This is a genomic window from Bacillus sp. AFS037270 (assembly GCF_002585305.1).
The window spans coordinates 23,964-45,159 of the sequence record NZ_NUNF01000078.1; the positions used below are offsets into that span (position 1 = coordinate 23,964).

The window sequence follows — 21,196 nt, forward strand, 5'->3', positions numbered from 1 at the left end:
ATACCTAATTTTTTAATCATTTGCTACATCCCACAACATACTTACTATAGAGGATAAAATATTGCAGTATCGTGTTTAATTATATGAATGCGTTTACACATAGGGTGCGTTACTATAATTATAACAGTAGCTACTGAAAAGATTCACAGTTTGGACTTGAGGTATTTTAAACTAGGAGGATAAGAAATGGCAAATGGAGCAGTTCCACAAACAAAAGAAAGTTTGGTAGTGCCTCAAATTAATGGAAATCTTAGTTTTCTTACAAAATTAAGTTATGGATTTGGTGAATTCTCTGCGAGCGTTGTTTGGAGTTTAGCATCCTCTTATCTATTGTTTTTCTATACAGATGTTTTTGGTATTGCAGGTGGTGCGGCAGCTATTATCTTACTAGTAGCAAGGGTATGGGATTGCTTTGTCGACCCAATCCTAGGGTTAATCATGGAACGGACAAAAAGCAAACATGGACGTTTTAGACCATATATACTTTATGGTGCTGTAGCACTTGCACTTCTAAATATATTGACTTTTTACACCCCAGATCTAACAGGAACAGCGAAAGTAATTTATGCTGGTGTTACGTACTTATTATTAGGAACAGTTCACTCTGTAGTAAATGTACCGTACGGAGCCCTTGCAACAGTAATGACGCGAGATACACATGAAAGAACAAATCTAAATGCTTTTAGAGGAGTTTTTGGACAAGTGGCTGGTATTCTTACAGGTGCTGCGGTAATGCCTATGATTACTCTTTTAGGCCATGGTAATCAGCAACACGGTTTCTTTTATGCAGCAATTGTATTGTCTGCAGTATCTGCACCATTATTATTCTTAACATTCAAGAATTGTAAGGAAGTAATCGAGACTTCTATAGAGGAAAAACCATCAATTAAGGAATCTCTTATAGCTGTTGGAGCCAATAAACCACTATTATTAATAATAGTAAGTCTATTTGTTGTACTATTGGGGGTATTTGGAAGAATAGGTACTGTAACGTATTACTGTATTTATGTCTTAAATCGTCCAGATTTAATAGCCGTTTCATTTACAATACTCTCGGTTTGTGGGGCAATCGGTTCTTTCTGTCTTCCTTTTATTGCAAAGTTTTTTGAAAAGAAGACACTCTTGATTGTTGGTTCAACCATTACTGGACTTGCTTTTATAGCGATGTATTTTACACCAGCTACTAATATTAACATGATTATCGTATGGACAGTCGTGTCAAGTTTACCAACTGGTTTTGCCAGCCCGATGATTTTCAGTATGGTGGCAGACTGTATTGATGATTATCAAATTAAAACGGGTATCAGAGCTGACGGAGCCATTTATTCCTTTACAAGTCTTTCAACTAAGATTGCAAGCGCTTTAGTTGGAGCTGTGAGTGCAACAATTTTGGGGGCCATCGGCTATGTTGCCAATCAACAACAAACACCAGAAGTAGTACATGGTATAAACATGTTAGTAAACTTAGCACCTGGTATTATATATCTGTTGGCAACTATTCCGTTATATTTTTATAAAATCTCTAAAGCTAGGGCTATGGAGAATACTAGTGAACTGTTAAGAAGACGTAATGAATTAACAATGTAATAATTGACTGGAGCTTATAAGTTACATAACTATGTGTAGCTTATAAGCTATTTTAATAGGAGGGTTCATCATGGATAAGACAGTACAAGATCTAATGAATGCACATACCGGTAATTATATTCTTCCTTTTCTCTGGATGAGAGGAGAACAAGAACACGTTATTAGAGAAGAAATTGCAAGAATCTATGAATGCGGGATCAGAGGGATTTGTGTAGAAGCAAGGCCTCATCCTGATTTTGCAGGACCAGGCTGGTGGCATGATCTGGATATTGTCATGGACGAGGCGAAGCAACGTGGAATGCGTATTTGGGTATTAGACGATGCCCATTTTCCAACTGGTTATGCCAATGGTTTAATTGAGAAAAAGTATCCGGAACGAAAGAAAACATATATAAACTATAATACCCTCGATATTTTAGGTGCACAAAATGAAGTTACGATACATATTACCCCGATGTTAAAGCCGAAGACCTCATGGTTGGATATAGGAAAAACAATAGACAAAGATGAACAGAAAAACAATAAATTAATTAGTGTTGTCGCAGCCAAATTAGTGACAGATGGCATTATTAATGAAGAGTTAATCGATTTAACTGATAATGTTGAGGGAGATTTTTTAACCTGCACCTTACCAGAAGGACCATGGAGAATTTATGTGGTTTATGAAACGAAAACAGACGGGGGAAACCCGAAATATATAAATATGATTGATGAAGAATCTGTCAGTACGCAGCTTGAAGCGGTATATCAACCACATTTTGAACGATACAAAGAAGAGTTTGGGAAGACATTTGCCGGATTCTTCTCCGATGAGCCTGCCTTCGGAAATGTAAACGGGTTTGATTTTAATGAATCGATTGGAAGAAAGGATATGCCATTACCTTGGAGTGAAGAAGCAAAATCTTTGCTTTTAGGAGCACTGGGAGATCAGTGGAGAGTATTCTTACCTTATTTATGGAACAACTCAGAAGAAATGAATCAATGTGTGCATACACGCTATACCTATATGGATATTGTTACCCGATTATATAAAAAGAACTTTAGTGATCAATTAGGAAAATGGTGTGAAGGACACCATGTCGAATATATTGGCCATGTGATCGAAGATAATGATCAGCATAGCAGATTAGGAAGCGGTGCAGGTCATTTCTTTAGAGCGTTGTCAGGTCAGCACATGTCAGGGATTGACGTGATTGGCGGGCAAGTCATTTTTGGCGGTGCTGGGTTAGAACGACGCGGACTCTTTAAGGGTGATGGGGAATTTTATCATTATACTTTAGGAAAACTAGGTTCTTCTTATGGTCATCTCGATCCCAAGAAAAAGGGAAGGACCATGTGTGAATTATTTGGTGCATATGGATGGAGGCTGGGGGTTCGCGATATGAAGTACATTTTAGATCACCTAGTTGTCCGTGGGATTAATTATCTTGTTCCTCATGCTTTTTCGATGCGTGAATACCCTGACTTGGATTGCCCGCCGCATTTCTATGCACGAGGACATAATCCGCAGTTCAAACATTTTGCCTATCTCATGCACTATGCCAACCGCTTATGCCATATCTTTAATGGCGGCAGACATGTGGCCCCTGTAGCTGTTTTATATCCCGGCGAGAGTGAGTGGACTGGCGAAGCTATGAAAATGCAAAAACCTGCTAGAGTCTTGACCGAAAATCAAATTGATTTTGACTTTGTACCAATTGATATACTGACTGATCTAGGGTCCTACAAAGGAAAGTTAGAAAATAAGCATTTATTCATTAATGGCGAAGAATTTAAATGTTTAATCATTCCATATAGTCAATATATTACGAAAGAGCTGGCTGCTTTTATTAAGAGTGCAGAAGGATTGGAGATTATTTTTGTAGATGGAAAACCAGAAGAGATTTCTAATGTAGTAGATCGACAGGAAGCTTCGGAACTTTTAAGAGCGGTTGACAAATGTAAGGTTGTACCTTTAGATGAGTTGGCTCCTGAGCTTAAAGCAGAAGGAGTAGTTGATATTCAATTAAAGAAACAGTTTAAGGATTTAACTTATTACCATTATGTGAAAGAAAGTAACATTTACATGTTCCAGAATGAATCCGCACATGAGACCTTCAGCGGAGAGATTGAATTAACGAATGGAGAATTTGCTATTGTCTATAACGGTCTAGAAAATAAGCATGAAAATTTACCAATAAGAAAAGAAAATGGCAAATCTATTATATTTTTAGAGTTGAGACCCTATGAATCTTGTATTGTGTTTGTTAGTGATGATGAACTAGCCGGTGAGTTTGGAAATTATCGCCCTCTTTCTGTAAAGCTTTCTGAATGTGCTGAGGAAAGGAACCTCTCTTCAGAATGGAATTATTCGCTGGTAAAGAACAAGGAATATCCGAATTTTGGTGAAGTAAATCTAATGAAAGAGTTAGCGCCTATTTCAAAGGAAAACCCGGCTTTTACGGGAATCATTAAGTACGAAAAGACAATTGAACTAAAAGAACAACCAAATCAAGCTATATTATCATTTGAATATATATATGAAGCAATAGAATTATGGATTAATGATGAATATGTCGGGATGAAGTTAAGTCCACCATATATCTATGAGTTGGGTAACTATTTAAGAAAAGGCACTAATACCATCCGCGTTGAAGTGGCCACAACCTTGGATCGAGATCGCCTGAATCAGCCAGAACCACCATTTATTATTTGGCATGATCCAATGGATCCAACCGGTATGTTTGGAAGAATTACCTTGTCGATGTCTTGACATTTCTGAAGGAGGTGTGTTACCTGAAAAGGCCACACCTTTTTGAATATTTATATTTTATTAACAGTTGGGAGGCGCTTATGAAATATCCATATGAAAGTGTGGTCATTAACGAAGAGGTTCCGATGTTGATGTTAATGACAAGTGTAAGATATGTGGCGATGCATTGGCATGACCGGATTGAATTTTTGTTTGTTCTGAGAGGCCGAATCCAAGTTGTTGTAGGGGGAGAGGAGTTTTCTCTACAGGAAAATGATTTGCTCCTGATTAACAGCAATGTGGTCCACGGGGTGGACGCGAGTGAAGATAATCGGGTATTACTACTTCAAATCCCACTATCCTTTATTAAAAAATGGTACCAAGACATTGAAATGGAATTATTCCACTGCCAATCCCTTCAAAATGAGGATCAAGAAAAGTTTAATGGCATTCGCTTGTTAATGGTTAACCTCATGCTGACATTAAGAAAGAAAGAATTAGGTTATGAAATAAAAATTCATTCACTATTATTAGATATCGTTTACAACCTTATTAGTAAATTTAGAGTAGGCGATCAAAAGCAAATCAACCGAAATAGTAGTAAAGATATAGAACGTCTAACAAGAATCACAAACTATATTCAAAAGAATTATATGCATCCTATTACTCTGAATGAAATAGCTGAAAATGAAGAATTGACGGTACCTTATTTATCCCGTTATTTTCAGCAGCATATGGGACAGCCTTTTATTAAATATTTAAACGGAATTCGACTTGAACAGGCTGTTAAGTATTTGCTGGATACGAATTGGCCTGTTATTCAGATTGCAATGGAGTCTGGTTTTTCTAGTTTGAATACGTTTCACAAACTGTTTAAAGATACCTTTCACACAACTCCCTATCAGTTTCGGAAAAATCAGCAGAAAACCTTTAGCACCTCTCAAAAAAGTGATAAAAGAGGAATTGAGGGTTATGATTATACGGAAGAAGTTGGCCTTAAAGAGTTAGATAAGTATATTTGGGCTTCAAATAATAGAAGTTAATTTAAGTGTTTTACTATATTATAATTGAATAAAATCAGCTAGCCGCAAAGGAAACTTTGTGGTTTTTTGTTTTAATATTCTGAAAATAGTAAAAAATGATATTGTTTTTCTTAAGAAAGTGAACGTTTTCAATACTATTCCTCATTATAATAGGCGTTATATAGAACGATGGTTAAAAAGGAATAACCATTCCTAAAAAGGTGGTGATGAATAAAAGTAAAAAGAGGGATTTAATTAGATCATATTCAAAGAGATGAAAAGTTGTCTCGATGAAAAACAATTAGAACTTGGGGGTTGAGGAATTTTGCGGAAAAATAAAAGGTTAATTAGTTTGATTTTGGTTTGCTTGTTACTTTTACTTTCAGCATGCAGTTCGAATAAAGAGAGTTCTACAAATGAAAGCTCAGGTTCGGGAGAAAATTTGCCTGAGGTGAATGTTGTCTTTTTTGCTGCTTCAGTACCTAAGGATATTAAACTAGTACAAGATGAAATTAATAAGATAGCAAAAGAAAAGATTAAGGCAACGGTGAAATTAACCCCCATTAATATTGGTAACTATGTTCAACAAATGAATTTGATGTTATCTAGTAATGAAAAAGCGGATTTAATGCTTGTTACCTCCTTTTTTGGTTACACATCACAAGTAGCAAAAGGGCAATTATTACCCTTGGACGATTTGGTAGATAAATATGGTCAAGATATCAAAAAGGTAATGGATCCGGATTATTTGAATGCTGCAAAGGTTTCAGGAAAAATGTATGCGGTTCCAACTTTAAGAGATATGGCAGGAGCACCTGGTATTAATATGCGCAAAGATTTGGTAGATAAATATCACATAAACGTTAATAATATCAAAACACTTGATGATGTAGAATCAATGTTGAAAGCAATTAAAGAAAACGAGCAAGGCATAATACCACTTGTTCCTTTTCAGCCTGGAGCCCAGCCAACTGTAGTCTATAACTGGTTCGATCCGCTAGGTGACAGTATGGGAGTTCTTCCTAACTACGATAATAATTTGAAAGTAGTAGATTTATACGAAACAGATGAATATGCGCAGTTTGTAAAGGAAATGAGAAAATGGTATGAGGAAGGACTTACGTTAAAAAATGCAACAACGAATGTAGATCCTGGCACGGCGTTAGTTAAGTCAAATGCAGGCTTTAGTTATTTCAGTCCTCAAAAACCTGGTATAGCTTTACAAGAATCACAAAATACGAATATGACGATGGTAACTACATCACTTCTAAAACCTGTTACGACAACATCTGCCGTAACCACAATGATGTGGGGAATCCCTCAAAGTTCTAAGGTCCCAGAAGCAGCGATGAAATTTCTAAATTTAATGTATGCGGATAAAGATATTGTGAACTTGCTAAGCTGGGGTATTGAAGGAAAGCATTATGAAAAAGTATCAGATAATGTTATTAAATATCCAGATGGGGTAAATGCAGGAAACAATGGCTACAATTTAAATATGAGTTTTGCAATGGGGAATTCTTTCCTATCTTATGTGTTTGAAGGCAATGATCCAAACCTTTGGAATCAAACGGCGGAATTTAATAAAAATGCGATCAAATCTAAAGCACTTGGATTTAATTTTGATAGTTCACCAGTTAAAACAGAAGTGACAGCGGTATCCAATGTGGTAAGCAAATATGCCCTCGGATTGGAATACGGTATATTAGATCCTGATAAGAGTCTACCTGAGTTCATAAAAGGGTTAAAGGCTGCCGGCATTGATAAGATTATTGCAGAGAAACAAAACCAATTGGATAAATGGGCAAAAACACAAAAATAAGGTTTAATCCCAAACCAACAAAAAGGTGCAGAATGATTGCACCTTTTTGTTTTCTAAGGAATTTTAGACAAGGTTAAAAATAACACTATCATTCTTAATCTATTATAAATACATGAAAGAAGAACCGTAGAAAAAAGACGAAAATCTATACCTCATAAGGATAATTTAAGAAAGGGAATATGTGCAGATACAGGTTAAGATATATATGTAAGCGGAATCAATAGATAAAACTTAATAGAAACATAGGAGGATCAGACACAATGAAACTTGGATTTAACAGCGCCATTTTAAATGAATGCACCTTTGAAGAAGTAATTGATTATGCAGCTGATAATGGCTTTTCATGTGTGGAGATATGTGCCTGGCCGAAAGGGAAAGCGGCTCGGAAATATGCTGGTGTTACCCATATTGATGTTGATAACTTAGATGTCGATTACATCAAAAATTATACCGAAGCAAAAGGAATCAAGATTTCCGCCATTGCTTATTATCCTAATGCTTTAGATGAGGATTCAGAAAAAAGTGGTTATTATGCAGCCCACATCAAAAAATGTATTGAGGCAGCTAGCCAGCTTGATATTAACATGGTAACTACCTTTATTGGCAGAAACCAAAAGAAAACTGTTGAAGAAAATTTGGAGGTTATGACTGCGGTTTGGAAGCCTATCGTAGAATTCGCTGAAGAACTAGGAGTGAAAATTGCGATTGAAAACTGTCCGATGCTATTCACTACAGATGAATGGCCAGGTGGACAAAACCTAATGACGACACCAGCCATTTTCCGACGTATGTTTGAAGTAATCCCAAATAAAAACTTCGGATTGAATTTCGATCCATCGCATTTTGTTTGGCAGCAAATGGATTATATCAAGCCGTTATATGAATTCCAAGAACGGATCTTTCACATCCATTTTAAAGATATCAAAGTCTATAAGGACCGCTTAAACGATGTTGGAATCATGGCAACACCTCTAGAATATATTTCGCCGAAACTACCAGGGCTCGGAGATGTCAATTGGGGCCAATATGTATCTGCCTTAACGGATATCGGCTACCGTGGATATGCTGTCATTGAAGTAGAGGACAAGGCGTTCGAAGATTCACTTAAATCCAAAAAAGATTCTATTAAAATTAGTAAAAACTATTTAAGTCAGTTTTTTGCTTAAATAGATGCATTTATAAATCTAATAAATCATTTTAAAACAAAAAAGGAGAATGAATATTATGGGTAAATTAAAAATTGGTATTATTGGCTGCGGTGGTATTGCAAATCAAAAGCATTTTCCAGCATTATCACAATTTAAAGAGATTTCTGAACTGGTTGCTTTTTGTGATATTAAAATTGAACGCGCTGAAAAGGCGGCGAAAGAATATGGAACACCAGATGCTAAAATTTTCGGAGACTATCGCGAGCTATTGAAGGATGAATCCATTGATCTTGTGCATGTATTGACACCGAATGTTAGTCACAGCCCAATTACCGTTGCCGCATTTGAAGCCGGTAAACATGTTATGTGCGAAAAGCCAATGGCACACAATACAGAAGCTGCTCAAAAAATGATGGATGCTTGGAAAAAATCCGGTAAGAAATTCACCATTGGGTATCAAAACCGTTTCCGTCCTGAAGTGCAATCTCTTTATAAGGCTTGCGAAAAAGATGAACTTGGAGATATTTATTTCGCAAAAGCACATGCCCTTCGCCGCCGTGCCGTACCAACTTGGGGAGTATTTCCTGATAAATCGCAGCAAGGCGGCGGTCCACTAATTGATATCGGTACTCATGCTCTTGATATCACTTTATGGATGATGGATAATTACAAACCAGTTTCCGTGACAGGTTCTGTTTTCAATAAATTAGGTAATCTTCCTGAAGCGGTTGAAGGAAATATGTTTGGCCCATGGGATCCAGAAACATATGAAGTGGAAGATTCAGCATTTGGTTACATTAAGATGGAAAATGGAGCAACGGTATTCCTTGAATCTTCTTGGGCACTTAATGTACTAGAATCAAGAGAAGCGGCTACAACTCTTTGTGGAACGAAGGCAGGAGCACAAATCGATTCCGGCATGAGCTTCCGCAACAATGAGTTAATTTATAATACTGCACGCAATGGTATGTTAACAGAAGAGAGAAACTCTGCAGGCGGCGCGATTGCATTCTTTGAAGGCGGATCGAATAAACCAGAAGTGCTTGAAGCAAAACAATGGTTGGAAGCGGTTAAATATGATAAAGAACCACTCGTAAAACCAGAGCAGGCATTTGTTGTGACGAAAATTTTAGATGCTGTCTATCGATCTGCTGAAACTGGAAAAGAAATTGTTTTTGAACAGGAACCTGTGGTAAGCAAATAGGAGGTGGACTAAAGTGGCATTTAGTATGAAATTACCTTTCGTCGATGTCGTTTGCGATGAAAGTTTAAAAAACACCTATGTGAATGGGAAAAAGTTGGGATATGAATTCCAAATTCGATTAAGTAACTATCGTGGACATTACTTATCCTGTATTGAAGAGTTTGTGGTTACCGTGGATGGTCAAGAAGTAAATTCTGATGATATAACTTTTGGTCTTAATGAGAAAGAGTTTACTTTAAGACAACTGCCAAGTCTCATTTCAGAGTTTTGGAATTTGATAGATCCAGCAACGATTAGTGTATTTGCACCTGGCGGTTTAACTGAAGGGGAACATCATATCGATGTGAAAATGATGTTACGTATTCCTTATATGGCTGTTCCTGGAAGAAAGACAGAACGTGAATATGCTGTATTAGATTCTTGCGGAAGCAAAACCTTACAGGTGAGAGATTAGGAGAAAGGAGGTCAGATCAGTTGAGTAATATTAAATTAGGTGTTTCTTTATATAGTTTTACCGATGAATATGTAAAAGGCAAATTTACATTAGAGGATTGCGTTCGTACCGCAGCTGAATTTGGAGCGGAAGGATTTGAATTGGTAGGTACGCAAATGCTGCCATCTTACCCATATGTAAGTGACAAGGTTTTAAATGAGTTTAAGGCCATGACGAATCACTATGGAATTGAATTTATTTCTTACGGAGCTAATGCAGACCGTGGGTTAAGATCTGATCGTGATTTAACAGAAGAAGAATTGCTTCAGTCGTCGATTATTGATTTGAAAACAGCGAATAAATTGGGTTGTAAAATCATGCGTGCTCAATATCTTATTGGACCATCAGTTTTTGCTAAATTGGCGCCATATGCGGAGGCTTATGGTATCAAGGTCGGAATTGAAATTCATAATCCTGAAACGCCAACATCACCAAATATCCGGAAATTCACCGAGGTAATTGAAAAAACAGGATCTCCTTATCTTGGATTTGTCACTGATTTTGGTACTTTTGCGACTCGTCCTAATAAACCACATTGGGATGAGGCCTTAGCGAATGGAGCACCTTTAGAATTATTAGAAATGGCAGCTCAATTACGTTATGACGGTGTGCCAATGATGGAAGCAAGACAACGGCTGCTTGGCGCTGGTGCAAATGGTGCAGTAATGGGTGCTTTCCAAGGAATGTATGGTTTTGTAACCTTCTACAACGAACCGGATTATGCAGGCTTAAAACAAATCATGCCACATGTCATTCACTTCCACGGTAAATTCCATTATATTGATGAGAATTTGGAAGAAGCCAGCATTCCATATGATAAGATCTTACCGATTATTCAAAACTCTAATTTTGATGGATATATTGTTTCAGAATATGAAGACCATATATCGGGAAGAGCTTTAGAAATGACGAAACGTCATTTACAAATGGAGCGGAAATTATTAGGTAAATAGATTAAAATAATACAGGTGGGTATTTCACCTGTATTATTTTATAAGGCGGGGAAAAGATGAAAAAACTAATTGGTATTGATCTAGGTGGAACGACAGTAAAATTTGCGATCTTGACTGAAGAGGGCGAGATTCAACAAAAGTGGAGTTTGGAGACAGATATTCAAAATGAAGGAAAGAATATCGTTCCAAGCATTATTGATTCGATTAATCATCGTCTTGATTTGTATGGGCTTTCAGCTGATGATATTTTAGGAATCGGAATGGGGTCTCCTGGGACAGTTGACCGTGAAAAAGGGACAGTCATTGGAGCTTATAATTTAAACTGGAGTACCTTGCAGCCAGTAAAAGAACAGATTGAAGAAGGAACTGGCATCTCTTTTTGTATTGATAATGATGCCAATGTGGCAGCATTAGGTGAGCGCTGGAAGGGTGCCGGTGAAGATGGGGCCGATGTGGTATTTATTACACTTGGAACAGGTGTCGGCGGCGGCATTATTGCAGATGGGAACTTAATTCATGGTAAAGTAGGCGCTGCCGGAGAAATTGGTCATATTATCGTTGAGCCAGATGGCTACCAGTGTACATGTGGAAATCAAGGTTGTTTGGAGACAGTAGCTAGTGCAACAGGTGTTGTCCGATTAGCCAGAGATCTTTCAGAAAGATATGCTGGGGATTCTGAATTGAAGTGGTTAATTGATGATGGCCAAGAAGTTACTGCAAAGACCGTTTTTGACCAGACAAAACGTGGCGATCAATTGGCAGTCATTGTTGTTGATAAATTTTATTATTACTTGGGACTAGCATGCGGCAATATTGGAAACATCTTAAATCCGGAAACGATTGTTATTGGCGGGGGAGTGTCAGCTGCAGGTGACATGCTGTTAAAAGGAGTAGAAGAATATTTTAATAAGTTTGCCTTCCCAACAGTAAGAACTAGTACGAAACTGAAGCTTGCTCAGTTAGGAAATGATGCTGGGGTAATTGGGGCGGCATCGTTAGTGAAACAATCTAGGAACAGTTAATAAAAACCAAGCCAATACATACAAGTTATAATAGTATCTTGTATGTATTGGCTGTTAAGAATAAATTTTAATATTCATATACTTGAATTCTAAAAGCTGAGGGCATATCTTTCAATTGTATCATCATTTTTTCATCACCGTTTAAAACACGTCCTGCTTTCCATTCACCGTTAACAAAATCACCTTCTTCGAATCGTAACAATTCCACGTGTGTATCTTTTCCTGGTTTTGAAAGGAATTGAACCTTCATCATTGTTCCAATAACGACGAATTCATTTTCCGAGAGTTCGAAAATCATACCTCCTGAAGTTGGCTTATAAGGTGCTTTAGGCGTATAAGATACGAGAATATCATAAGCGCCAAAATGTAGCAGTTTACCGAAGTCATGTTCATTTCTTTTAACAAAACTCTGTAAATGACTGGTGTTTCGATATTTAAAATGAAGCGGTTTGATATTTTCTATAATAGAATAGCTCTTCGCAAGATAGGCTGCGCTGCCTTCAATTTCAAATGCTGTGGGGTCAATATTTAGTGCCTTCATTATTTCCAGCGGTGGTTTTTCAATAGCTTCCGGATTCATCAAAAGTTCTTCAATGCCAAATGGTGCATAACAAATAGCGTTACAACCGCCAACAGCATATAGGGCATATGTAGCAGATACAGCATCTTTACGGACCTCTGGAATGAATAATGGATTGCCATTCTGACTATATTGATCCAATACATCAGGTACATATGGAACATAAATATCAGGTGCCAGACAAAATAGAGAAGGAGCCATTAATTTCCACATTTTATGCATCTTCATTACAGGACCGCCGCTTGGATAGGTTCCAGCACGCCACGGGAATTGTTCCAACCATGCATTGGCATAGCATGGAAGCGGATATGCCTTTTGACCTGCATTAGTAATTTGCTCTACTGCAGATGAAAAATAATAAGCCATAAAGTATTCACTTGCATCATAGCCAAATGCTTCTTTCCACGTTCCAGAAACTTGGAATTCTTCGGCAACGCATTGCGGAATTTCTTGGGAAAAAGCTTCATTTGCTTTAATAGAATAATCTCGATCCGTCCCTAAAAGTCCAATTTCATTTTCAACCTGCATAACAATAACCGTATTTTCTTCTGAATCAATAGATTTGATAAATCTCATTAAGTGATAAAATGCATTTGCATCTTTTTCAATTGCGGCTTTACATAAAGGTGAAATGGTATTTATTGCATCACCGGTTGGTTTACAAGCACGGAAATAAGTTCTAGTATCTTTTTTCATCCAGTGGGGCACATACATAGATTCTGAATTTTTCCATAAGCCAAACCAAAGGAAAATAAGATGCATGTTATTTTCACGCGCCTGGTTGATCAGTCCTTCAACAATGGTAAAGTCAAATTGATTCTCTTCGGGCTCAATTAATTCCCAGTAAACAGGGACAATAACAGAATTCATATTTAATGTTTTTAAATTAGGCCAAACATATTTTTCCATGTATTGCAGGTTCGAGGCACTGGAATTATGGATTTCTCCCGCTAATGCAATAAAGGGCTCGTCATGAACGTATAATGTTGGAATATCATTGTTCTTTTTGATATGAGGGATAGTAGACATGATTAAAGCATCCTTTCATGATAAGATTATATTAATATCTTAATAAATATTATTGTCAAAAAAAATCTTAAAATATTATAGTGGATATGAATATATTAAGCTCGGGATGGTGTGTCTTAATTATGAATAAGGTCTTTTTTACAAAATACACAGAACAAAACTTAAAACTTCCTTTTGTTTTATATTCTTTAGGTTTAAATCATAGGCAGGAATACATAAACAGACCCTCAGGATTGCCATTTTTTCAATGGATTCAAGCTGTCAAGGGAAGCGGTGTGCTAGAAATAGACACTAAACAGTATGTTGTAGAGGAAGGAAGTGGGATGTTATTCTTCCCAAACGTTGGTCATAAATATTACGGAGTGAGCAAGGAATGGATTGTTCATTTCATGTGTTTTACAGGTTATGGGACAAAGGATTTGTTTGAAAACATAGGAATTAAGCAATCAGGTATTTATAAACTAACCGATATTGAAAAGGTAGAGCAATATATGGAAGAATTATTTTTTATTTATAGTCTGGATAGCCGAATGGAAATGTATGATTTTTCAAGAGTACTTTATGAAATTTTATTGGAAATTGTAAAATCAACATCATTGCTAAATGAGAAGTCCCTTCTAAATCAGAATAAGAAAGTACATCTAGTTATGGACTACATAAATGAGCATTTTAAAGAGCCTATTATGTTAGCAGAATTAGCAAAAATGACTGGTTTGTCAAAAGAATATCTTTGTCAGTTATTTAAAAAAATGAATGGATTCTCTATTTTTGACTATATTACAGATGTTCGTTTAGCCCATGCGAAAATTTTACTCATAAATGATAGGACCGAGAAAATCAAGAATATTAGCAGATGGTGCGGGTATGAAGATGTTAGTTATTTTGGGATGGTATTTAAGAAAAAAGAAGGTATGACACCAGCGAAATTCCGAGAACTACATTAGGAAGTTGGAACTGTCAAGTAAGGATAAAAATCACGCTATGATTTTTATCCTTTTTTATTTATTCAGAATGAAAGAGACAAAATGAAATAAAATCTATATCTATTAAGATAAATAAGTAAAGGTATTTAGTAGAAATAAACTTTATAGTTAAAGTGGAAGCGGTATCAATTGTAAATTGAAAAGGAGCGTACACTGGAATGAATAATGAAGCTGGGAATCTTAGCAAACCAAAACGAGGAGTTTCTCTTTATAGTTATGCGGGCGAATTTGGTGTAACCATGACATTAGAAGACATGTTTGCCGAAATGAACGATATCGGCGCAAAAGGATTAGAAATATTAGCAAACTCACATATTGAAGGCTACCCAAGTCCAAGTGAGGAATGGCTGGAAACTTGGGATAGATTAATAGAAAAATACAATATTGTACCGGCAGAATACGGACATTGGGTCGATTCACGCTTGTATGAGGGAAGACATCTTACTTCAGAAGAATCATTACAAATGTTGGAACGTGATTTCAAACTGGCAAACAGACTTGGATTTACCATTCTTCGGACCAAATTAGGCGTAATCGATGATAATCTTACTCCCGTAGAAAACTGGCGGGAATTTATCAAAATGGCGCTTCCGTTAGCAGAACAGTACAATGTCCGTATGTGCCCGGAGATTCATGCTCCAACACTTTTGAAATCTAAGATGGTAGACGATTATGTTGAGTTTATTAAAGAGACAGGAACAAAATATTTTGGATTAAACATCGACTTCGGTGTATTTGAGACACAAGCTCTACCTGCAAGTGAATGGGGTCCCGATGATTTTATCATGCCTCCATCTGAACATAGTCCAGTAGAGGATATTATCCCATTATTACCTTATGTCTATTGCTGCCATGCTAAATTTGTAAAAATGTCGGATGATTTTCAAGAGATGACGATTCCTTACGAAAAAATCATTAAAACGCTAATTGAACATAATTGGGATGGCTATATGGTAAGTGAGTATGAAGGTCCAAACAAAGACGTTACGGGCTATGCCTCTGAGCAAATCCGGAAACAACATGTAATGATGAAAAGAATTTTGGGAGAATAAGAGAAAGGGTGAATAGCTATGACTATGTTAGAAAAACCTTGCATCCAATCGAGAGGATTTAAAAATGTCGAGAAAAATGGAAAAATCATCGGCTTCCAGGTTAATATAAGATCTTTGTATTATCGAGGCCTCTGGCTCCCTCAATTACGCCCAGCTACGGTTTCAGTAGATGGGGAAACTTTTTCAGGCGATCAGATCACATGGACAATTAATGGTGATACCTACACACAAGCTGAAATGTCTTCACTTGGAGATGTTCATTGGGGTATTTTAGAGCCAGCAACGCTTACAGTAGCAAAAGAAGGCGGACTAGAAGCCGGGAGCTACGATATTGAAGTAAGCTATACGTATAGCTGCTCCTATTTTCCTCCAGTTGCTGATACGGTTCTTGGTGCCGGCACACACAAGAGGACATTAATTTTGGTCTGATTCTTTTTGAATTTTTCAGAGAGACAGTTTTATACTGTCTCTTGGTATTTGTGAGGAGGTAAATAATATATGAATTTGATAGATACAAAATACGGAACCATTTCTGGAGTGATAGAAAATGGGTATACGGTATTTAGAGGGATACCATATGCAAAACCGCCGATCGGAGATCTCCGATTTCATGCACCAGAGGAAATCGACCCATGGGATGGAGTATATCAAGCCGATACTTTTAAAAACAAATGTATGCAAAGTGAACTGCCGAAGGAAATTTCTTTTTATATTAAAGAGTTTTATTCAAACCCAGAGTTTATGCCGGACTGTAGTGAAGATAGCCTCTACTTAAATATCTGGACCCCGGCAAAGGAGACGACGGAAAAATTACCGGTTGCCTTTTGGATCCATGGCGGCGGCTTTTTAGGCGGATTTGGCTCAGAGATGGAATTTGATGGTGAAGCGTTTTGTAAGCAGGGTGTCATTTTAGTAACCATCAATTATCGGCTTGGATTGTTTGGTTTTCTTGCACATGAATGGTTAAGCGAAGAAAACGAAAAAGGTATATCGGGTAATTATGGAATTATGGATCAAATTATGGCATTAAAATGGGTTTATGAAAATATCGAGGCCTTTGGAGGGAACCCTGAAAATATTACCATTTTTGGGCAATCTGCAGGAGCAGTTAGCGTTCAAACACTAATCTCATCATCGCTTACAGGCAATATGATTAATAAGGCGATTTTGCAAAGCGGCGGGGGCTATAAATCTCCTATCATAAGAAATACTAACTTGAAGGAGGCCGAAAAGATTGGAGAAGAATTCATCAATTTAAGTAATATTAAGAGTCTGAAAGAGTTACGAGAAAAACCAGCGGGTGAAATACTTGTACTGATTGAAGATTATTACCTTCATAGAAGACAGACTGGAAAAGAGGGACTATTTTTTTCGCCAATCATTGATGGACATTTACTTATTGATGGGTATGATAAGTTAATCGAAAAAGGTGAAATCAAGGATATCCCATATATGCTGGGATGTTGTAAAGACGATATTTCTGTTACATCAGAGGGTGGAGAGAATTCGCCACTTTACCAGGGATGTATTGGATTTAGTCATAAGGTAGAAGACATCGGAAGAAAACCTGCCTATGTTTATTATTTTACTAGAGATTTGCCGGGTGATGACAGTGGTGCCTTCCATTCTGGAGAGCTTTGGTATATGTTCGGGACTTTAAAGAGGAATTGGCGTCCCAACTTAACAGCAGACTTTGATTTGTCAGAGCGAATGGTCTCTGCTTGGACAAACTTTATGAAAAATGGTGAGCCTAACACAAATAATCACAAGTGGACTCCATGTAGCTTAAATTATTCCTTCGTAAAAGAATTTGATATCGAATAAATAATTATTTTAATAGTTGGAGTGAATTAAATATGACAAAACAGTTAATGAATCCAATTTTACCGGGATTCTATCCAGACCCTTCCATCTGTCGGGTAGATGATGATTTTTATTTGATTACCTCGAGTTTTTCTCTCTTTCCAGGCGTCCCAATCTTTCACTCTACAGACTTAGTAAATTGGGAGCAGATTGGTCATATCCTTGACAGAAAATCTCAACTTCATGTGACGGCAGATCATATGACTGCGGGAATCATGGCACCGACATTAAGATATAACAACGGTACCTACTACATGATTACGACGAATGTTAGCGATAAGTGGAATTTTATTGTGACCGCTAAAGACCCTCGTGGCCCCTGGTCTGATCCATACTGGCTCAAGGATTGCCCTGGGATTGATTCATCTTTATTTTTCGACGATGATGGGAAAGCGTATCTTACAGGTACAAGACAGGATACGAATCCGGACGGTACAATTGCTCAGGGAATCTGGGTTAGTGAAATTGATTTAGATCAGATGTGTCTTGTTGGAGAGGCCCGGACAATTTGGGGGGGAGCCCTAATAAATTGCGCTTCACCAGAAGCTCCACATCTTTATAAAAAGGACGGCTTTTATTATTTAGTGATTGCTGAGGGAGGCACAGAGCACTTCCATGCAGTAACGGTTGCACGCAGTAGAACTATTTTTAATGATTTTGAGGGCTATGCGGGGAACCCAATTTTAACCCATCGTCATCTCGGAAAACATTATCCTATTTGCAATGTGGGGCACGCGGATTTGGTTGAACTGAAAAATGGCGAGTGGTATGCCGTGATCCTTGGCTCGCGCCTAATTGAAGGATATCATAAGAATCTTGGACGAGAAACCTTTATTGCACCAGTCGTATGGGAAGAAGGCTGGCCCGTTGTCAGTCCCGGCACAGGTAAAGTCGAATGGAGTTATCCGGCGCCAGATTTGCCTGCAGCTACAGAACGAGTAGTTCCTGCGAGGGATGACTTCGATGAAGAGAAACTTGGAATGGATTGGGTATTTTTTGGGACCCCTTATGTGAATTTTTACACGCTTTCAGACAGTAATCTGACAATGAAACTACTTCCTCGTTCAATCAGCCAGGAGGTACGTAAAATCGACATAACTGCAACAGAAGTGGATAAAAATGTCCCAACCCTTGGGTTTATTGGGCGCAGACAACTGCATCCAAATTTCAGTATGGCAACAAAGATGAACTTCCTTGCTTCCGAGGAGAATGAAACAGCTGGTATAGCAATCATGCAGGCTTGTAATCATCAATTCCGGTTGGAGAGGACGATGGAGAAAGGAAAGCAAATTTTAAGGCTCATCCAGTGTACAAGTGAGATAAATGGATACCCTCACCAGGCACACTTTCAGTGTGTGACAACAGAAAAGGAGCTTGCCAAAACGGAAGTAGAAGGGGAAGAAATCATACTAAGCATTACAGCCGAGGGTCAATCGTATAACTTCTATTATGGTAAAGCGGAGGAAAATCTACGGGTACTTTATGATAATGCAGATGGCAGGAAATTAAATCCCGAATCAGTAGGTGGTATGGTCGGGACCATGCTTTGCATGTTTGCTAGTTCCAATGGAAAAGAAAGTAAAAACAGTGCGCAGTTCGAGTGGTTTGATTATATTGAAACGGAATTAAGCCGGAACGGTCAAGCAATTCTTCATGTCTGAAATGATTGATGATAAATGATAGTAATCAAAGAGGTTAAAAATCATAATTAGATTTTTAATCTCTTTCTTTAATTTGAAAAAAATCAATAAGTTAGGTTAAAAATTGCTTCGCAAAAAGATTAAAAATGTGAAATTAAATTAATGAATGGGGGGTGTAATATTAAAGTAAGCTTTTTACTTTATGAATAGGAGAAAATTAATGCAAGGGTTTAAAAGGTTAAAAGTTAAAATGAATGTACCATTGCTAATACTTATGGTGAACATATTTATTGCATTGCTGGGGGTAGGGTTAGCAATTCCTGTTCTCCCGAAATTTATTATAGACCTAGGAGCAACAGGTAAAGACCAAGGTTACCTCGTAGCTGCAACAGGGCTGACTCAGTTTCTTTTTTCTCCCCTAGGTGGCAAACTTTCGGATAAATATGGGAGAAAAATCATTACCATCGCTGGATTAGGGATTATCATGCTATCTCAGCTGATGTTTAGTATCTCCTCAGATTTATGGCTTCTCTATTTATCTCGCTTAATTGCAGGAATCGGTATCGGAATACTAGTACCTGCAAATATGGCGTATGTCGCCGATGTCACAACAATTGAAAATCGCGGGAAGGGAATGGGGTTACTGGGAGCGGCCATTTCGCTCGGCTTTGTAATTGGCCCAGGGCTAGGTGGATTCCTAGCTGAATTTGGGATACGTGTACCGTTTTTTGCCTCTGCTTTTGCTGCAGGTATCGCAATGGTTGTTTCCTTCTTGTTCTTACCGGAGACATTGTCAAAGGAACAACAATATGCCGCTAGGAACTCTAAGCAAGAGAAAGATGGAATGGTTCATGATATTTTAAGATCTTATAAGGTGTCTTACTTTGTCTTGTTATTACTAGTTTTAACAATGACATTTGGTTTAGCAAACTTTGAAGCAATCTATGGATTATATGTTAGCGAGAAATATGATTATACACCTAAAGATATTTCTATCATCCTAACTGTTGGTGCTCTGGTAGGGGTAATAATCCAGGCTGTGCTGGTAGATTGGCTCCTTCGTCGTTTTGATGAGATTAAAGTTATTAATACTTGTTTTATCCTTTCTGCAATATCAATGGTCTTTGTATTGCTATCTGGAAACTTTTTATTCATGCTGATTATGAATGTATTCTTTTTCTTGTTTACGTCTATTCTTCGCCCCGCGATTAATACGTTGTTATCGAAAATGGCAGGCAGTGAACAAGGTTTTGCTGCTGGTATGAATAATGCCTATAGCAGCTTAGGAAATATCATTGGGCCTTCGTTAGCAGGTATATTATATGATGTTTCCTATAATATACCCTTTGTGTTTGGTGCATTTATTTTACTAGGAAGTATGGTTATGTGTGCAGTTTGGAATCAAAAAGCAAGAAGGAATTCTGATTTTGTCTCGATTTTAAGCGGGCAGAACCAATCTTCCTAAATATATAAATAATTAGAGAGATAAAATTACGTTGACAATGGAAATTGGATTAAACTTATTTTCAGTATTTAGGACTTGGGCAAACAAGTATTTAGAGTGATTAGAATGTAATGGAGCAAACCATACAGGGAAGTTAAATAAACCTTGTAATAATAATAAAAAATCAGCCGTATGCTTTTGCTTGGGCTGATTTTTTATTGAATCTTCTATTATGCTATCTCTACAGTCCTAATCTTTCTTCCCGCCAAAGGTACAGGTATATAGGCAGTCCGAACGATAACATCTAATGCGACTTCATGGGTTCCTTTTGATAAACCCCCATCCTTTCGAACTCGCACCGTTAAGGGCTCGCCATATTCCCATTTATAGGTCGTAACGGTTTCCATTTCATCTAAAGTAAACCAGTCTACCTCGTCTACTGAACATAAAATATCCTCTCGTGAAATCTTTTCGCCATCCACTTCCACACGAATATCATTTACCATGGACAGAGGAATGCCTCGATAGTAGGTAATGTTGGTTTTTAATTCAAATCCTGTAATTTTACTTGCTTCTTCAATATTTTTACATGTTTTTTCAAGAAACACATTATTATCAAACAT

17 protein-coding genes are annotated in these 21,196 nt (G+C 37.4%); 15 read left to right on the forward strand and 2 right to left on the reverse strand.

From position 1 onward, the window contains the following. The first annotated feature begins 186 nt into the window (after window positions 1-186). The 9 genes from COD92_RS27480 to COD92_RS27520 all read left to right on the forward strand — a co-directional run bounded on the left by COD92_RS27480 (window position 187) and on the right by COD92_RS27520 (window position 11,982). Complete coding sequence (locus COD92_RS27480) at window positions 187-1,587, forward strand: MFS transporter (protein WP_098530662.1); 1,401 nt, start codon at window positions 187-189, stop codon at window positions 1,585-1,587. A gap of 70 nt (window positions 1,588-1,657) precedes the next feature. Next, window positions 1,658-4,339 carry a sugar-binding domain-containing protein gene (locus tag COD92_RS27485; protein WP_098530663.1) on the forward strand — a complete coding sequence of 894 codons (2,682 nt, stop codon included), beginning with the start codon at window positions 1,658-1,660 and terminating at the stop codon, window positions 4,337-4,339. An 80-nt stretch (window positions 4,340-4,419) separates the two neighbouring features. Then, a complete protein-coding gene (locus COD92_RS27490; protein WP_098530664.1) occupies window positions 4,420-5,361 on the forward strand; it encodes an AraC family transcriptional regulator in 942 nt (313 codons plus the stop codon). Between the two features lie 304 nt (window positions 5,362-5,665). Then, the gene (locus tag COD92_RS27495; protein ID WP_098530665.1) at window positions 5,666-7,162 is read left to right on the forward strand and encodes an ABC transporter substrate-binding protein; all 1,497 of its coding nucleotides are present in this window, start codon (window positions 5,666-5,668) and stop codon (window positions 7,160-7,162) included. 260 nt (window positions 7,163-7,422) lie between these two features. Continuing rightward, window positions 7,423-8,328, forward strand: a complete 906-nt coding sequence (locus COD92_RS27500; RefSeq protein ID WP_098530666.1) for a sugar phosphate isomerase/epimerase family protein — start codon at window positions 7,423-7,425, stop codon at window positions 8,326-8,328. 58 nt (window positions 8,329-8,386) lie between these two features. Continuing rightward, the gene (locus tag COD92_RS27505) at window positions 8,387-9,514 is read left to right on the forward strand and encodes a Gfo/Idh/MocA family protein (protein WP_098530667.1); all 1,128 of its coding nucleotides are present in this window, start codon (window positions 8,387-8,389) and stop codon (window positions 9,512-9,514) included. Window positions 9,515-9,527: 13 nt separating this feature from the next. Further along, window positions 9,528-9,968: a C-glycoside deglycosidase beta subunit domain-containing protein gene (locus tag COD92_RS27510; protein WP_098530668.1), complete on the forward strand. Its 441-nt coding sequence runs from the start codon at window positions 9,528-9,530 to the stop codon at window positions 9,966-9,968. Between the two features lie 20 nt (window positions 9,969-9,988). Further along, entirely contained in the window at window positions 9,989-10,960 is a 972-nt protein-coding gene (locus tag COD92_RS27515) for a sugar phosphate isomerase/epimerase family protein (RefSeq protein ID WP_098530669.1), read from the forward strand. A 56-nt stretch (window positions 10,961-11,016) separates the two neighbouring features. After that, window positions 11,017-11,982, forward strand: coding sequence for an ROK family glucokinase (locus COD92_RS27520; RefSeq protein WP_098530670.1), 966 nt, complete (start codon window positions 11,017-11,019; stop codon window positions 11,980-11,982). Window positions 11,983-12,049: 67 nt separating this feature from the next. Here the strand turns inward: COD92_RS27520 and COD92_RS27525 are convergent, their stop codons facing one another. Beyond that, window positions 12,050-13,591: a GH35 family beta-galactosidase gene (locus COD92_RS27525; protein WP_098530671.1), complete on the reverse strand. Its 1,542-nt coding sequence runs from the start codon at window positions 13,589-13,591 to the stop codon at window positions 12,050-12,052. Between the two features lie 122 nt (window positions 13,592-13,713). Between COD92_RS27525 and COD92_RS27530 the strand changes: the two genes are divergently transcribed. From COD92_RS27530 to COD92_RS27555, 6 genes are all read left to right on the forward strand, one after another. Further along, window positions 13,714-14,535: an AraC family transcriptional regulator gene (locus COD92_RS27530; protein WP_176541214.1), complete on the forward strand. Its 822-nt coding sequence runs from the start codon at window positions 13,714-13,716 to the stop codon at window positions 14,533-14,535. Window positions 14,536-14,732: 197 nt separating this feature from the next. Continuing rightward, window positions 14,733-15,626, forward strand: a complete 894-nt coding sequence (locus COD92_RS27535) for a sugar phosphate isomerase/epimerase family protein (RefSeq protein WP_098530673.1) — start codon at window positions 14,733-14,735, stop codon at window positions 15,624-15,626. An 18-nt stretch (window positions 15,627-15,644) separates the two neighbouring features. Beyond that, entirely contained in the window at window positions 15,645-16,055 is a 411-nt protein-coding gene (locus COD92_RS27540; RefSeq protein WP_218011284.1) for a C-glycoside deglycosidase beta subunit domain-containing protein, read from the forward strand. Window positions 16,056-16,124: 69 nt separating this feature from the next. Beyond that, on the forward strand, window positions 16,125-17,450 hold the full coding sequence (locus COD92_RS27545) for a carboxylesterase/lipase family protein (RefSeq protein ID WP_098530674.1): 1,326 nt from the start codon (window positions 16,125-16,127) through the stop codon (window positions 17,448-17,450). A 32-nt stretch (window positions 17,451-17,482) separates the two neighbouring features. Continuing rightward, window positions 17,483-19,150 carry a glycoside hydrolase family 43 protein gene (locus COD92_RS27550; protein WP_098530675.1) on the forward strand — a complete coding sequence of 556 codons (1,668 nt, stop codon included), beginning with the start codon at window positions 17,483-17,485 and terminating at the stop codon, window positions 19,148-19,150. Between the two features lie 199 nt (window positions 19,151-19,349). Then, entirely contained in the window at window positions 19,350-20,594 is a 1,245-nt protein-coding gene (locus tag COD92_RS27555; protein ID WP_255286659.1) for an MFS transporter, read from the forward strand. A gap of 209 nt (window positions 20,595-20,803) precedes the next feature. Here the strand turns inward: COD92_RS27555 and COD92_RS27560 are convergent, their stop codons facing one another. Further along, window positions 20,804-21,196: a C-glycoside deglycosidase beta subunit domain-containing protein gene (locus tag COD92_RS27560; RefSeq protein WP_098530676.1), complete on the reverse strand. Its 393-nt coding sequence runs from the start codon at window positions 21,194-21,196 to the stop codon at window positions 20,804-20,806.

Coding starts and splice junctions, on each gene's coding strand:
- COD92_RS27520 (WP_098530670.1), top strand. CDS start 11,017: ATGAAAAAACTAATTGGTATTGATCTAGGTGGAACGACAGTAAAATTT.
- COD92_RS27530 (WP_176541214.1), top strand. CDS start 13,714: ATGAATAAGGTCTTTTTTACAAAATACACAGAACAAAACTTAAAACTT.
- COD92_RS27485 (WP_098530663.1), top strand. CDS start 1,658: ATGGATAAGACAGTACAAGATCTAATGAATGCACATACCGGTAATTAT.
- COD92_RS27480 (WP_098530662.1), top strand. CDS start 187: ATGGCAAATGGAGCAGTTCCACAAACAAAAGAAAGTTTGGTAGTGCCT.
- COD92_RS27550 (WP_098530675.1), top strand. CDS start 17,483: ATGACAAAACAGTTAATGAATCCAATTTTACCGGGATTCTATCCAGAC.
- COD92_RS27505 (WP_098530667.1), top strand. CDS start 8,387: ATGGGTAAATTAAAAATTGGTATTATTGGCTGCGGTGGTATTGCAAAT.
- COD92_RS27490 (WP_098530664.1), top strand. CDS start 4,420: ATGAAATATCCATATGAAAGTGTGGTCATTAACGAAGAGGTTCCGATG.
- COD92_RS27540 (WP_218011284.1), top strand. CDS start 15,645: ATGACTATGTTAGAAAAACCTTGCATCCAATCGAGAGGATTTAAAAAT.
- COD92_RS27555 (WP_255286659.1), top strand. CDS start 19,350: ATGCAAGGGTTTAAAAGGTTAAAAGTTAAAATGAATGTACCATTGCTA.
- COD92_RS27500 (WP_098530666.1), top strand. CDS start 7,423: ATGAAACTTGGATTTAACAGCGCCATTTTAAATGAATGCACCTTTGAA.
- COD92_RS27525 (WP_098530671.1), bottom strand. CDS start 13,591: ATGTCTACTATCCCTCATATCAAAAAGAACAATGATATTCCAACATTA.
- COD92_RS27535 (WP_098530673.1), top strand. CDS start 14,733: ATGAATAATGAAGCTGGGAATCTTAGCAAACCAAAACGAGGAGTTTCT.
- COD92_RS27545 (WP_098530674.1), top strand. CDS start 16,125: ATGAATTTGATAGATACAAAATACGGAACCATTTCTGGAGTGATAGAA.
- COD92_RS27560 (WP_098530676.1), bottom strand. CDS start 21,196: ATGTTTGATAATAATGTGTTTCTTGAAAAAACATGTAAAAATATTGAA.